Origin of the sequence: Sporofaciens musculi (genome assembly GCF_009830285.1) — a bacterium.
In the GTDB taxonomy this organism is placed as follows: Bacteria; Bacillota; Clostridia; order Lachnospirales; family Lachnospiraceae; genus Sporofaciens; species Sporofaciens musculi.
Genome location: NZ_WUQX01000001.1, coordinates 1,263,528 through 1,278,289, shown reverse-complemented (window position 1 = coordinate 1,278,289; position 14,762 = coordinate 1,263,528). Strand labels below are relative to the sequence as shown.

General features: G+C 43.7%; 16 protein-coding genes. 1 reads left to right on the top strand and 15 read right to left on the bottom strand.

Annotation, left to right across the window (positions count from 1 at the left end; translation table 11 throughout):
• Positions 1 to 5: 5 nt before the first annotated feature.
• From GN277_RS06360 to GN277_RS06315, 11 genes are all read right to left on the bottom strand, one after another.
• Positions 6 to 521, bottom strand: coding sequence for a hypothetical protein (locus GN277_RS06360; protein WP_204162712.1), 516 nt, complete (start codon positions 519 to 521; stop codon positions 6 to 8).
• A gap of 108 nt (positions 522 to 629) precedes the next feature.
• Positions 630 to 806, bottom strand: a complete 177-nt coding sequence (locus GN277_RS06355; protein ID WP_204162711.1) for an MmcQ/YjbR family DNA-binding protein — start codon at positions 804 to 806, stop codon at positions 630 to 632.
• A 13-nt stretch (positions 807 to 819) separates the two neighbouring features.
• Complete coding sequence (locus tag GN277_RS06350) at positions 820 to 1,173, bottom strand: 3'-5' exonuclease (RefSeq protein WP_159750330.1); 354 nt, start codon at positions 1,171 to 1,173, stop codon at positions 820 to 822.
• Between the two features lie 63 nt (positions 1,174 to 1,236).
• Positions 1,237 to 3,354 (bottom strand): protease Lon-related BREX system protein BrxL, encoded by a 2,118-nt coding sequence (gene brxL, locus GN277_RS06345; RefSeq protein ID WP_159750329.1) that lies wholly within the window; start codon positions 3,352 to 3,354, stop codon positions 1,237 to 1,239.
• 21 nt (positions 3,355 to 3,375) lie between these two features.
• Positions 3,376 to 3,774, bottom strand: a complete 399-nt coding sequence (locus GN277_RS31670) for a hypothetical protein (protein ID WP_330587139.1) — start codon at positions 3,772 to 3,774, stop codon at positions 3,376 to 3,378.
• A 78-nt stretch (positions 3,775 to 3,852) separates the two neighbouring features.
• Positions 3,853 to 4,401: a hypothetical protein gene (locus GN277_RS31665; protein ID WP_330587138.1), complete on the bottom strand. Its 549-nt coding sequence runs from the start codon at positions 4,399 to 4,401 to the stop codon at positions 3,853 to 3,855.
• Between the two features lie 10 nt (positions 4,402 to 4,411).
• The gene (locus GN277_RS06335) at positions 4,412 to 5,899 is read right to left on the bottom strand and encodes an ATP-binding protein (RefSeq protein WP_159750328.1); all 1,488 of its coding nucleotides are present in this window, start codon (positions 5,897 to 5,899) and stop codon (positions 4,412 to 4,414) included.
• Positions 5,900 to 6,071: 172 nt separating this feature from the next.
• Entirely contained in the window at positions 6,072 to 6,671 is a 600-nt protein-coding gene (locus tag GN277_RS06330; RefSeq protein ID WP_159750327.1) for a hypothetical protein, read from the bottom strand.
• A 214-nt stretch (positions 6,672 to 6,885) separates the two neighbouring features.
• Positions 6,886 to 8,268 (bottom strand): AmmeMemoRadiSam system protein A, encoded by a 1,383-nt coding sequence (amrA, locus tag GN277_RS06325; RefSeq protein ID WP_159750326.1) that lies wholly within the window; start codon positions 8,266 to 8,268, stop codon positions 6,886 to 6,888.
• Positions 8,269 to 8,353: 85 nt separating this feature from the next.
• Complete coding sequence (locus GN277_RS06320; protein ID WP_159750325.1) at positions 8,354 to 8,914, bottom strand: DUF2812 domain-containing protein; 561 nt, start codon at positions 8,912 to 8,914, stop codon at positions 8,354 to 8,356.
• Positions 8,904 to 9,230, bottom strand: coding sequence for a PadR family transcriptional regulator (locus GN277_RS06315; RefSeq protein ID WP_159750324.1), 327 nt, complete (start codon positions 9,228 to 9,230; stop codon positions 8,904 to 8,906). The genes GN277_RS06320 and GN277_RS06315 overlap by 11 nt, the downstream gene beginning before the upstream one ends.
• Before the next feature lie 201 nt (positions 9,231 to 9,431).
• Here GN277_RS06315 and GN277_RS06310 point away from each other — a divergent pair, with 201 nt between their 5' ends.
• A complete protein-coding gene (locus tag GN277_RS06310) occupies positions 9,432 to 10,310 on the top strand; it encodes a CPBP family intramembrane glutamic endopeptidase (RefSeq protein WP_159750323.1) in 879 nt (292 codons plus the stop codon).
• Here GN277_RS06310 and GN277_RS06305 read toward each other — a convergent pair.
• Genes GN277_RS06305 through GN277_RS06290 form a run of 4 tightly spaced genes read right to left on the bottom strand, consistent with a single transcriptional unit; the run spans position 10,307 to position 14,719 of the window.
• Positions 10,307 to 11,218: an AEC family transporter gene (locus GN277_RS06305; RefSeq protein WP_159750322.1), complete on the bottom strand. Its 912-nt coding sequence runs from the start codon at positions 11,216 to 11,218 to the stop codon at positions 10,307 to 10,309. The genes GN277_RS06310 and GN277_RS06305 overlap by 4 nt on opposite strands.
• 2 nt (positions 11,219 to 11,220) lie before the next feature.
• Complete coding sequence (locus GN277_RS06300) at positions 11,221 to 12,492, bottom strand: cation:proton antiporter (RefSeq protein ID WP_159750321.1); 1,272 nt, start codon at positions 12,490 to 12,492, stop codon at positions 11,221 to 11,223.
• A gap of 22 nt (positions 12,493 to 12,514) precedes the next feature.
• Positions 12,515 to 13,834, bottom strand: a complete 1,320-nt coding sequence (locus GN277_RS06295; protein ID WP_159750320.1) for an ATP-binding protein — start codon at positions 13,832 to 13,834, stop codon at positions 12,515 to 12,517.
• 60 nt (positions 13,835 to 13,894) lie between these two features.
• Complete coding sequence (locus GN277_RS06290) at positions 13,895 to 14,719, bottom strand: formate/nitrite transporter family protein (protein WP_159750319.1); 825 nt, start codon at positions 14,717 to 14,719, stop codon at positions 13,895 to 13,897.
• Between the last annotated feature and the right edge of the window lie 43 nt (positions 14,720 to 14,762).

The following is a 14,762-nucleotide window of genomic DNA, read 5'->3' as shown; positions in this document are numbered from 1 at the left end:
AGTATTTATGTCACAGCCAATATAATACCGCCAAAAGGAATTGGACTTTCTTTTTTCAACAAGGTTTCAATTGCTTTTTGTCCATATATTATGATTAGAATGACAAGCATTACTTCAAATATATAGTATAAATATTGCACACACAATTGGAATACGGTTTTACCCTGTGATTCTTTGATGAGCTTTAATGTATGCCAATCAATGAAAGTGATAATTTTGCAGCCAATGAAGCAGGCAAGCGTTACTATCCAATTTTTCAAAGAAATCTTGTCCCTGTTGTTCCCTCTTTCTGGAAAATGATAATATTTCCTTGAAAAAAACAGAAGAATACCAATGAAAAACGCCCACATAAAAACCATTATGATACAATGAATGCTTCTCTGCTGCATTGTATCATTCTGCATATCTATATGTAGGAATGTAACTTCAATTACGAATATTGACAGATATTCAAGCATAAATGCTCCAAATGAGAGCACGCTCAGCCATAAATATTTTGTCCATTTTACTTCTCTAACCATTATTCTAACCTTATGAAATTCCGATTTCTTTTTATACTTGACTTCCCAACAAACTGGAATTGAGATTTCATATATTTCAAGAAATTTAATAATTGTTATATTTTGTTATTAATCAACTTCTCCATCTCCAGGAAGTCCCAGTTTATCCCTTCCGACTTCCATAATCAGACCATACCATTTTTGATTGTCTGTGTGGCGTAAGACAACATTCCAGTCATTCCACGGATATTCCGGTTCTGTGTTGTACTGTTGTTTACACCAGCTAAATACTTCTTGTCGTGTCATTTTATTTATCCCATTACTTTGGCATCCATTTTACTCCAATATCATTGGATGGAAGATGCTTTGTCTTGTATACGAATGCTACGCTATATCTTGCTCTTGTTACCGCAACATAAAATTTAGAACGGCTTTCATCTTTCATATCTTTGGATTTTCCAGACAACCAGTTTAACATTGGTTGTGTCGGATATATCAAGACCCTATTGAATGTAAGCCCTTTAGCTGAGCCAAAATTCATCGTTTCAAATTGCATATTCACCTTAGTTCTTTTATCATATCGTAGCTGAATGGGATTATATGTATCCATATATCCAGCAATATCATTCTCATGAACCCAGAATTTCCCATCATGTTCTGTCGTTTTATGCATATCAGAATTAATTCTGAATGATTACCTTCTCAATAGCCATTCATGCCCTCCTAATTTATATGCTTACTCAACCCCCAATGCCTTAAACACTGCATCCTCCGCACTCTGATACGGAATCAACTGAAATGCACTCATCAGATCAGCCGGAACACTTGCGAAATCCACAAAAGAGGTACTTGGAATCAAAACTTTCTTCGCACCGCTATCCAGGCACACCTGAAGCGTATTGGCAAGTTCATCCACCTTTATCATCGTGCCGCTGATCGTAATATCGCCCAGCACTGCCAGATTGCTGACTACCGGTTTTCCCAGTGCAATCGAGCAAAGAGCAATCAGTGTAGGAAGTGCCAGCTTGTCTGTCATTCCGATACCCTGCAAGTCCTGATAATTGATGATATAGTCCTTGGTCGAAGTGCTGATAGAGCCGCTAATCCTGTTGCCATTGGCTTTCAGATAGTTAAATGCCGTATTCACAGCTTCCTTGCATTTGGAATCACTGCCCAATCCGATACGCTCAATCTTCCCATTGCCCGGAAGCATCTGGCTTTCCAGACGGAATACGCCAAGCATACCGCTTTTTCCTCTGGATACCGTATAAACCTGTCCCGGATTGCACATTCCATCCGGTATCAGCTTGCCGCCGCCCTGTTCCGGTACAGAAACATAATGTTCTGACATATCATCCATGTCAATATAAGAGAAATTCACATCATAAAACTCCATGCCGCCCAGCTTTTTCAGCTGTTCCTTGACACGGCGACGCATTTCCAGAGCAATCTGAACAATTTCTTCCAGTTCTTCTTTGGTAAACTCACCATTCGGATACATCAGCTTCAAATAGCCATCCACCATATGGCGGACTGCAATCGTATCACGCTGATTTAAGTTCTTGCCAAGACGGAAATAGTGGTCAAGAGCATCACCATACTGGTCTTTTCGCAGTTCCCGGATAAACTCTGCCAGATAATCGCTGATAAACCCGTAATCATCGGTAAAGTGTCCCGGTCGGAACTTTGGAATCTCCCAGCCAGGAAGATAGCAGTGCATACGGTCAAGGAACGCCGTATCAGTTCCCATTTCCGGCGGGAATGGGTCAAACAGGCTGGAGGTTTTCAGAAGTACATCCACGTTCTGATTGATATTACCTACAAAGACCATGGAAGCAGCCGCAACTTTTTCCTCTTTGCCACGGGCAAAAGAACCGGATGCCATGTAGTCTTTCATAATCTGGATTCCGTCTTTATCCTTGAACCGGATACCGGCAACTTCATCAAAAGCCACACAGTCCCATAATCCGACAAGTCCAACAGTCTTGCGTCCCATATTATAAAACAGGTTTGCCACCGTCGTCTGCCCACCGGAAATCAAAATACTGTTTGGAGAAATCTCTTTGTAGAGGTGGGACTTACCAGTGCTTCTCGGCCCCAGCTCACAAAGGTTAAAATTATTCTCAACCAACGGAATCATACGGGTCAAAAGCAGCCATTTCTCACGATATGTAAATTCATCCGGCTCCATACCAATAGAACGCAGAAGTATATCAAGCCATTCATCTTTGGTAAATGCCTTTCGTCCCTGCTTCAATTCATCAATATCAACGTGCGGCATCTGAATCGGTGTCAGCTTTCGGATACTGATCGGAGAAATATCTTTCTGCTTTTTCTGTTTGGAGCGAAGCGGATTTCCGTCGATATCCTCAATGCCAAAATTGTTGTCGCCTTCCACTTCATAGTCCAGCTGAACAATACACCAGATACCACCGCAGAGCAGCCGGTCAAACTTTTCTGGATATTCATCCGCAATCGGCACATTTCCAACTCCCAGATTAGAAAACTCTGCAAAGAAGCAGTCCTTTTTCATATCCAGGCGGACTGTCACCATATCAATGATTGTGTGGCTGCCTTTTTTACGCAGCTGAGAGAGAATTTTCTGCGATTCGTCCGGGCGTACAAAGTTATCCGCAAGAATATGCTTTACATTCTGTACGCCTTTCTCGATGATCGATTCATCATCCGAACTACAATACTGACCTAACAGAAACTCAAGCACATAGACCGGGACATTAGCCCCTTCCTTGATTTTCTTTGTCAGGTCTTTCCGAACAATCTTACGGTCAAAGTTCTGGCGGAGCTTGTTCTTTATCTCTTCACGGGTGCTTTCACCCTCTGTAAATTGCTCCATCTTTCCATCCTCCTACGGTACTTAACTAAAGAAATCAAACTCATCCACCGCAAAAGCGATGTCAATCTGGAATGGCTCACGCTGCGGCATCTGCAATCCCTGTTCATCTGCAATGACCAGATAATAAGCAGCAGTATTGCTGTATTTCAGAGATTTCAGATTAAACTGGCAACGGAAAGTACGCTCTGCACCATTATCGCTTGTCTTATCTGCAATAATCTTCTGAACATCACTAATCTGCCTGCCATTTTCATCCGTAAAGTAAACCTGATAGGCAGCTGCTTCACGGTTGGCGCCAACAGCATCCTTCTGATAGAAATTCAGAGAAAAAATCATATTACTGATTTTACGGTTTGCTGACAACAGATTAACCGTTACCGGCTTAGTATCATATTTCTGCTTATTACGTTTATACTCCATAGAATCGTTGCGGAGATAGAACATCTCCTTTGCTTTTTCACTTGATAGTATAGGTTGTTCAACTTTTCCTGTCCACACTTATATACTAACACCACGGAACACACTGCGTAAAATCTGGTTGGGCTGTGCGTCCTTCAATCCGCAGATTGCCGCCATAACAGCCATATGCAGCTGTGCCGGAGTTGCCGGAACTTTATTCTGAGTGCTGATTTTCAAACGACGGTCTTTCGCGTTGAAATAGGCACGATAATGTTTCACCTGCTTTCTCATGGCCGGATTCGATGCAAGTCCCATCTCATCCATCCAAATAGAAATCAAATCTGCCCGGAACTCCTCGCTGTAAAGCTCTATATCTAAAAGCCAGTTATCATCCGGGCGGTTGTACGCCAACGGACTGTAAACCAGATAGTTTGTGGTCAAATCGTCTACTGAAAGCAGCTTCTTCACAGAAAATGCGTTGTTTCCAGTCAGTGCAACCACCTTTGCATTTTCAAGAACCACCTCGTCCAACTTGTCCTCAAATTCTTTATCTTCATCGTACCAGAAGATGATACGACGCTGATAAAATTCCGGCAAAGGGACAGCAAACCGCCGGTTCAAGTCTTGTATTACTTTGTCGGTATCCATGCCGCGCCTCCTATCTTTTCTTTATAATAAGCCATTTTGCTTTTCTTCTGTTTCCTTGCTGTTCGAGTATGCCTTGTGCTTTTAACTCCGCAAAAATTCTCGAAATTGTTCTTTTTGATATTCCAAGCTTCTCTGCATACTGTGCCTGCGTTTCTGTCGGATTTTCGGCAATGATCTTCAGCAGTTTTTGAATATGATCTGGAAAAACTTTGTCTGTATATGCCACTTCATCAACGTCATTTTTAAAGTCATTAGCGCCAATTCCAACGCCATCAATGCTGTTGGTATCTACATTAACGCCATTTTTGATATTATTGTCGTTATTCTGACCTCGATAAATATTGATACGCAAATCAACCTCACCGCCTATGAACTCCGGCTCCCGCAGTCCGGCAGCTTTTACTTTATCAATAATTCTTGGAATGCCGCTTCCCCAATGCTCGATCAAGTTCATATAAGCAAATGCATGAGCAAGAGCTTCATTTCTGATTTTGGAATACCCTTCTTTCATACGCTCCATCGTCTGTCCCATTGGCAACTTTCCAGGGGAGGTGATTTCCAGTCGGTTGTCATATACCGCAACCTGTATCGTACCATGATCCAGATAGCTGCGATGTACCATAGCATTGATAATCAACTCACGAATAGCATCCGGTGGAATTTCATAAATATCCTGCCGGTAAATTCCCACAAACGCAGCCCCCAAGTGAATGTTTCGCAAGACAAACTGAAATGCTTCATCTATTTGCTCCCAAAGCGGGCCGGGATATTCTCTACGGTCAACAAATACCGCTTTTGTTGTACCTTTGAACACACCACATTGTGTTGTGGCATGAAGTCCTCCGTTGCCAGTCAAAATGGCAAAGGCATTGGACGGATAATCTTTTCCGTCACGCTCAATCAAAACCCCCCAAGAACGCAACTGCTGTCTGCCAACACCTTTGATAGATGCTTTCTGTTCCTCATTATGAGCATTTTTCACTGCCTGTTCCTTCATGGCTTTGCAAAGAGCATCAATATCTTCATCTGTAATCGTTAATCCAGTACACAAAGCTTGATCGAAATAGCGGTTGCTTCCTTCAAACATCAGCTCTTTGATCATGTATTCGTCAGCAAGACGGGTAGTTCCGGCAACACGGACATATACCCCGCCTTCTCTGCCAAGAGCCTTGATATAATACGGACGCTGTCTGCCCTCGAAAATTTCCGCTACAATAACAGTCTTACCGTCAACTGTCCGTAAGGTAATATCTGGAATAATTGCCGGTTCACAACTATCCGACACAGCATTGGCAATGGCATCCATTTTCTTGAATACATCTTCCTTGTTAAAGCCAATCACTTCTCTGGTCTTATCAGCAATTCCGAAAATGATTTTACCTCCGGTTCCATTGGCAAAGGCAACTACAGATTTCATATATTTAATACTTTTCTCCGGCAGGTTCTCTTTGAACTCTACATTCTTCGATTCCCCTGCAAGAATTTCTTCTATGGTCATGATCCTCCTCCCTTCTTTATCCAAAATCTGGTCGTTGACAAAAAATATTTTCCCTTATATAATAAGCATAGGTTTATAGTGCATCCGTGATGGTGTCTGTTTACAGATGCTATGTTGCCTGTATTCCAACTGTCCGAGCCTCCGTGATGGTGTCTGCTTGCAGATGCTTGAATCACGGGGTCTTTTTTTGCCCATATTTTAAGAAATCATATATTCTTATCATTCTATTAAGATTGCTACGATTAGGACTATCCAGTGAGCTCAAAATATTAATATTTTCTCTAAATATAGTTTCCAAAATGTTTTGATATTGTACAATATCTACTTTTTCTTCTGGGATGCAACTTAATAAGCGAATAGCTTTTAACAAATTGTTATTTTCATCTCTCCAAATCTGCCAAGTAGTTCTATTTCCAATTGCAGATCGGGTATTTTTAATCATTGACTCTGTAACAATATCACTATATAAAGTTGGCGCTTTTTCTTCCGCTAATTCGCTTTTGATATTCGCTTTCGAAATGTAATACCATACAGGCAGTTTCCAGGAATTCTGTTTTGCAAGTTCTGGATAAACAAACTCCAATAATTGTTCGCATGAATATAACGAATCATGTAAAATAATGTTTCTATACCATTGTTCAGAATTTACTGCTCTTGCCAAACCATATACGCCTGTCGTTGCCAAACCAATCGACAATGCAAGCATATTTTCGTCAATACGACCATCTTCCAGTGCCTGAAAATGGGAAAAGTTAGCCAGATTTTTCGACAAACGGAAATTTATCTACCTTCTTTAAATTTAATCTTTGAAGAATATCTGCTTTCGTTCAAGTGATAGTTGCTATTATGGGCGAAACCAATGATACATTATTTATTGCATTTGTAATCTTTTTGGTTATTATAAAATTCATCACATACCATTGAGACGAGGCCAGTTCACGAAGTTGTGCTTGCAGACATTCAGAAACACGCATCCTCTTTGTCTTTCAATAATGCCGAACCACCTCAAACCGTTCAAGCTCTACATCCTCCTGCGCCCCGATTCCCGCTTTCTGCTTCGCAATCCTAACCTGCTCATCCACAGTATCTACCCCGTCCAGATTCGGCAGAAGCAGTCCACGCCGATACCCCTTAGTCACAACCACGCCGTATCGTTTGACATCCAACTGAGCCGGTGAAGCAATCTTCTCTGTCTCACCTAATACATCCACACTAATCGAGAGCTTTTCAAGCTCATCCGGCTCAATAGGAGAAAATCTCGGATCCTTCACAGACGCACTGACGGCGTTCTCCCTGATTTCCTCCGCTATTGAAGGCTGTACCGCCTGAATGGTGCCGATACATCCTCGAAGCTGCCCTTCCTTCTTTATGGAAACGAATACCCCTGCTCTCTGGGTATACATCTCCTTTGGCAGATTCTTTGGTATCTCTTTCTTCTTTCCAGTACACACATATTCTTCTATAACCGCCCTGGCAAGGCCTACATAATCATCCTCTCTGGCCCTCTGCTTGCGAATCCGTTCACGCTCTTTTTCTTCGTACTGCTCTTTAAAATTCCGTGTCAAATCCCTGCCACGTATCTCATAAATACAGACGCCGTACCCTACCCCAAAGGGTCCCTCATAGGAAAGACGCTTCGCCTGCACACTGGTTCTATCCAGCACTCCCGCCATTATTGTAAAAGACCTGTGACCACACTCTCCCGCTTTTTCACAGAAATCCTCCGGAAATTCCAAAAGCCGCCCAAAATCGCCGCTTCCCATCACCTCCATAATCCGGTGGTCGTACTTTGGCCCTTCTTCCCTGTATCCGTAAGGTCCCTTTTCGGTAAGCCTGTGAGACAGATCTCCGCTTGCTATCACCACAATATTTCGGCCAAGGACTTCTGCCGTTTCCCTGATACGCCGCCCCAGTTCATAATGTGTTACAAGTGAAAGCCCTGACAGGCCAATCCTGACCAGCTTATAATCCCTCCAATACTGATTTACAAAATAGAGGGGAACCATTGTCCCATGATCTAACCGCCTGTCGCGCTCACCTTCTGTTCCTGCCGGAAGCTCACCTGCCTCTGCCAGTTTGCAGAGATTCTCCACAAACTCTGTATCATAGTTTACCTTTATCTTCACCTGCGGTGCACGGAATTGTCCGAAATCCCCCGTTCCCTCATCTCCTGGTGAAATATGGAAATAATCCGCATACATTATCTGGTGGGGTGAGATTAACACGATTGTCTCCGGCTTCAAATCCCCTATCCTTCGTCCAACCTCATGGTATGCGTCAACCGTGTCCTGAATATTTTCTTCCTCTCCCCTGCCAATCTCCGGTATAATCAGGGGAGGATGAGGAACCATAAAAACTCCTGATATCATAACTGCCGCCTCCCTTACTCTCTGCTAAGAATATCACATTTCACACTTTGTATCAACGCATACCGCTACATTTTCCTGACTCCCATTAGTCTTTCTGGTATTTATTCTTCAATCGGCTTATTCCTTTCCCACAATGGACGAATAAACACACATAAATGACAAAAAGCACATCAAAAATGATTGTGAGAACCCTTGCCCCAATATCTCCATACTCAACCCATCTAATGTATTGGATAAAAAGTTGCGGGACAAGACAGCACAAAAATACGCATAGAAGCGGCACCATCCTTCGTCTGAAAATCCGCCTGACCATCTCAAGCCGCGAGTCATTATCACTGAATATCTCTGTCTCCTCATCAAAACCAGTCGCAGATTTTCGGAAATAACTGAACCCATTCACATCAAACAGATATTCCCATCCATAGTCCTGATACATCTTAAGATATCCCATCTTCTCACCCTTAACCGCCTGATCAAAATCCAGCCTGTACACCATATCCTCTGGAGTACACCTGTCAAATAAATAAAATCCCGGAAGAAAATATCTTTTTAGCCTCCACCCTTCGCGATGCTGTTCTCTTAAAAACTGTTCCTCCTCCTCATAATCCGTAATTGTCCAGAAACGGAACCTGACCCTATCCGCCATAACTGTACTCTCCTTTACTGTTCTGGTATAATCTTTCAATCCTGTGAAGCTCTATGTTCAATACCTCCCACCCAAGCTCTGTAATCACATACAGCTTTCGTTTATCTTCTTCTCTTACAAATCTGATTAATCCGTCCTTCTCCATCTTAGACAGTGTTCCATACATGGTTCCGGGGCTGATGGTCACTTCCCCGCCTGTCATCTGCTTCACCTTCTGCCCGATGTTATACCCATGCATCTCATCTTGCAGACAATATAAAATGTAGAAGCCTGTTTCCGTCATAGGAACATACACTCTTTTGATCCTGTCTGTCATCCCTTCCTCCCATTCTTATAACATTTTAGCTCGATATATCTTATTCCGATATATCGAATCTCACTATATCGCACTTCGTTATATATTTTATATCACACCTCGATATATTTGTCAAGGACATTCCGTGATTTGCATTGACCCTGTTAAAATACTGTGATACTATTTTTTTATCAAAATGTATAGGAGGTTCTATTTGCAATTATGCTAATAAAGAAAAAAATGGATAATTTAGAAGTAACAAAACGAAGACTCCCTGACAATATTCTTGTATTATACATTATTACAATACTGCTCATCCTACTTGGGCAATTTCTGGGAATGTTATTAGGCTTCCTCCCCTTCATGTCAAGTACAGATATTGCAATGACCATCTATATGTATCTGAGTTTTATCGGCATCTGGATATTAACGATACTATATCTGCGGTTTACAAAGAAAAACCGCCCTATCCTGAAAACAATCGGAAGAAGGGCATTCGGCAACAACATGAAGAACCTCCTTATCGGGTTTGTCATGGGCTTTGGTTTGAACGGCGTCTGTATCCTTGCGGCATGGCTTAATAAAGACATTTCACTACAATATGATTCTTTAAAGCCGATTGCTTTTGTACTGATCTTTATCGCAGTCTTTGTACAGTCCTCGGCAGAAGAATTGGTCTGCAGAGGCTTTCTGTACCAACGGTTAAAGAGTAGCTACAAGCATCCGGCAACTGCTATTATAGGAAATTCCCTGCTTTTTGCCATCCTGCACCTGATGAACGAAGGCGTTACGTTTTTGTCCGTACTGAATATATTTATTGTTGGAATTTTATTCTCATTCATGGTCTATTACATGGACAGTATCTGGTGCGCCATGTCCATGCATGCCATGTGGAATTTTACACAGAATATCATTTTTGGACTGCCAAACTCCGGTATCGTATCCCCATATTCTGTCTTCCGTCTGGATACCTCCACGGCAAATAACAGTTTCGCATACAACGTAGGTTTTGGCATTGAAGGGACTCTATTTGCTGATATTCTGCTGATAGCGTCGTGTATCTGCCTATATCTGTGGGGGGAAAAGCATTCGCACTCCTAAAACACCACAGCCGACACAACGGGAATCGTCACGACAGACAAAAGCGTGGTAAGCGCCACGCCTTTTGCCGCCTGCTCCGCGCTTTCTTCATCTCCATACTGCTGCGCCAGCATGGCGGTCATGCTCGCCGCCGGAGTCGCAAGCATCACCATACACACCCCGCACAGCATTTCGTTATCAATCACCCTGACAATCACCTGCATGGCAAGAATCGGAATCACCAAAAGCTTTGTCAGAGAATACAAAAGCAGCCTCTTATCCAGAAACAATTCCTTCAACCTGATACTGGTCAGAGAAATGCCAATCACCATCATACTTAAGGGGGCGGTCAGCCCGCTTAACCCACTCACAGTCGTATTGAAGAATTCCGGAGTGGGAATCCCAAGGAGATAAATCGCAATCGCCAAAATACTGCCGATTACCCCTATGTTAAATACCTTTCCCCACTCAATCCCCTTCGTTCCCTTCTGTACAGTCTGAATCCCATAAGTATAGATTAAGACATTAAACAGCATGGAAAATATGGCCGCATACAGAAGCGCCTCCTGCCCATACACCGCCACAATCACCGGAAAACCCATGAAGCCGATATTGTTAAATGCACTCATCAGCCGATAAACGCCCCTCTGTTCTTTCCTGACACGAAATATGAATGGTATTGCAAGCGATAACAATACCATTCCCCCAAGAATCACCAAAGCAATTACCGCAGTCAGAAGAAGCTCTTTTCCCTTAATCGTCCCGTCTCCGTTTACCACAGCAGACAGCGTAAGAGCAGGATTTGCAACATTTACCACCACCCAGGAAATCTTCTTACTGAAAGTCTCATCCATGACCCCCTTTTTTGCCGCCCCATATCCAAGAGCAATATAGATAAACAAAACAATCATCTGTTGTAACAGTAACATTTTTACTCTCCTTTTACCACAGTGCTCTGAATCCTCTCATATACTCTGTGCATAGTCATCCCCTGGACAATCGTTGTAAAGAAAACAATCGCATAGGTTCCGCCAAGAATGATCAGATGAATCTCATCAGAAACCATCCCCTGAGCGCTCATGGCAAGAGCAACCGAAAGCCCTCCCCGAAGCCCTCCCCAGGTCAACAGCTTAATGAACTGCGGCTTGTTATACCCGTCAGGCAGAGGGCCAATGAATATGGATGCAGCTCCAAGGCTTCCCGACCTTGCGACGAGATTCGCAGCAATGGCAAGGAGTGACAAAACCAGAACATGAGGCATCTGTAAAATCCGGATAAATGAAATCCCAAGCATAACATACAAGACGGAATTCAGCAGCGTATCCAATATTCCCCAGAAGATATCAAACTGACGAAGATCAAGAGGCCTCCCTTTATACTCTGAATAATTCCGAAGCGCAGAGAATAAAACTCCGCATACAACCGACGCAATCGCCCCAGAAAATCCAAAACACTCGCACAATACATAGGACATGGACACCGCCAGAAGGCTTGTAAATATCTGCCTGGACTCATCCTTCGTACGGCTGAATATGGCGAAGCATAAGAACGTTACTACAATTCCCACAAACATGGCGCCCAGTATCTCCTTCGCCATCACGGCAATAAAACCACCGCTTTCCTCGGCAGTAACCATTCCCGAAAAAAAGATAAACAATGCCACGCCCATCCCGTCATTCAGCAGAGACTCCCCCTCTATGATGAAGCTAATCCCATCGGGAAGGTGAAACCTCTTTAAAATACTGGTGGCGGCAATCGGGTCCGTAGGCGCAACGATACTGCCGAACATCAGACAGACAGGAAGGGTAAACGAAAGCCCCAGAAGCTTGCCTGCCCCATAGAAAATCAGTCCATAGAACACAGCCCCCAGAAATGTAGCGCCCACAGCCAGCAGCGAAATTGCTCTAGCATACTTCTTAAAATCCAAAAGCCTCATATGGCATGAGCCTGCGAACAGCATAAAGCACAGAACTCCCTCCATCAAAAATCCTTCCAGATTGAAAAACTGTAATTCTTCAAGAACCTGGGATGCCGTCCCCGTACCCCTTAAGACCGCGCTCGCCACCAGCAGCACACCGCCGACAATTACAGTAAACAGCATTAGTGCGATTTCATGGGTAAATTTCGTCACCTTCTCATTAAAAAATCCCAACACTACTACGAGCGCCAATAAAATAACCGTATTTAAAAGAAATGTATCCAACCTTCTTCTCCCTTCAATTTTCTTATTCTCCAGACGGAGTCTGCAGCAAAATCTTAACTGTAAAAATCCCCCCGTCTGTAAGCACCTCCATCATATCGCCATACTTCATGGCAATCATATTAACAGATTCTAACCCCTGGCCAAAACCTTCCCTTTTGGATGAACGGTAATGCCTCCCCTCCTTCTTAATCTCTCCCTGATAAGGGTTCTCCACCTTCACCGCAACCATATTAGACGCCGTCTGCCAAATCTTCAGCCTAATATACGGCTCCTCCATATCTCGAACGCCGTCCATGGCATTTTCCAACAGATTACCAAGCATCACACAGAAATCTTGATCCGACACCTGTTGCTTCTTCGGCAGGGAGACAGCGAAATCCGTCTCGATACCCCTCCTCAGGCAAATGGATTCATAATATGAAATCAGCGCATTCAATGCCGCCGAATAGGAGTACAGCTTCATCTCCGCCTGCTCCTCGTCGATGTATCTGCCCACATACTCCTTTAGCTTCTCGTACTCCTTCTGCCCCACCAACTCGGAAATCACAATGAGCTGATGCCGGAAATCATGGCGGATTCGGCTGTTTTCCTCAACATTCCTTAATAACTGCTGATACTGCGCCCCCTGAATCAAAAGCATCTGATTTGCAATCTCCGTTTTCTGCTTCTCCACAAAAGAATGTGCCACCACATAAAACAGAAAATAAATAAATACTACAAAAAAAGTAAAGAACAGCAAAACAAACGGGTAGAGCTGCCGCACATACCCCACATACATGTTTCGATATACACGCGGGTACATAAAATAGGTAGACGCCAAAAAAAACGCCGGAAAACACCATACCCTTTTCCAAACCGCTTCTTCATGAAAATTTTCCATCACCCAACCCATATATCTGGTAAGAGGCAGATACAGAATAACATCAGCAAACACCAAAAACAAAACCTGCACTCCCAGGGCTTCATAGGAAAAGGCAAGGGCATTTCCAGACGGGTGCATAGTATAATCGAACATTGTAGCATATAACTTTGAAAATCCTCCCACAAGACAGGCAGAAAGAAACGCGAACAACTTCTTAGAAAATGAAAGCCTAACCTCCCTGTTATACAGATAAAGGAAATAAATACCTGCCGGATATATTATGAAATCCGTCACATCTCCCAGAGAATAAATCCTTCCAACCAGCACCACACATGAAACCATAGCCAGAAGCGCTATGACAATCTTACCTGCCAACACGGACAAGCGGTTCTTCACATATCTCTGCACCGGATAAAAACATAAGGGAATCATAGGGAGAATAATCGAACTATATAACAAATCTTCACAGACTTTCGGCAATTTCCTCCACTCCCTTCTCACATTTCGCTGCCCGATACGTAAAATAAATACGTATACGGACTATCTGTCCGCTTTTCTCAGATAAATATACCAGTATACGCACCCGACGCAGACCGCGCCTCCAATGATATTGCCAATGGTTACCGGAAGCAGATTTGCCCCAAAGAAATTCCCCCAGGTAATGGCGCCCATATCCACGCCTGCCGCTGCTGCTGCATCTCCATACTCCTGTATCCCCTTGGCAAAAATCCCTGCGCCTATGTAATACATATTCGCTATGCTGTGTTCAAACCCACAGAGCACAAACATCATAATCGGGAAGAACAGTCCCATAATCTTCCCCGCCGCATCCTTTGCTGCAAAGGAAATCCATACGGCGATACAGACCAGGAAATTACACAGAATTCCCCGAATGAACGCATCCCCAAAAGACAGCGAGCACTTGGCGGCAGCCGTGGAAATGACGGATACCGCCATCTGTTTTCCAAACAAATCCGGCTGATGGGAATATACGACGCCTGCCGCCACTAAAAGGCCGCCGGCTAGATTCCCAAGATATACCACGCCCCAGTTCTTAAGCATCCCTGCCGGAGTAATCTCCTTTTGAAGCAGAGGAATCACCAGCAACGTATTGCCCGTGAATAATTCGCTGCCCGCAAGCAGAACCATGGTAAGGCCGCCCGGAAACACGCACGCACCGACGAACTTTCCCACCGACGCAAGCGGAACCGAGACTGCTACGGTCGTCGCGCCCACACCGCCCATTGCGATGAACGCGCCCGCCAATACCGCCAGAAGAAACATCTTGCTAATCGGCGTGTTTACCTTGGCTTTTCCTGCTCCAATATAGTTTTTCGCCACCTCGGCTGGTGTAAAAAAATTCATCCTCCATCCCCCTTGTATCAATAGCTTTTCCCGCTTACTATCA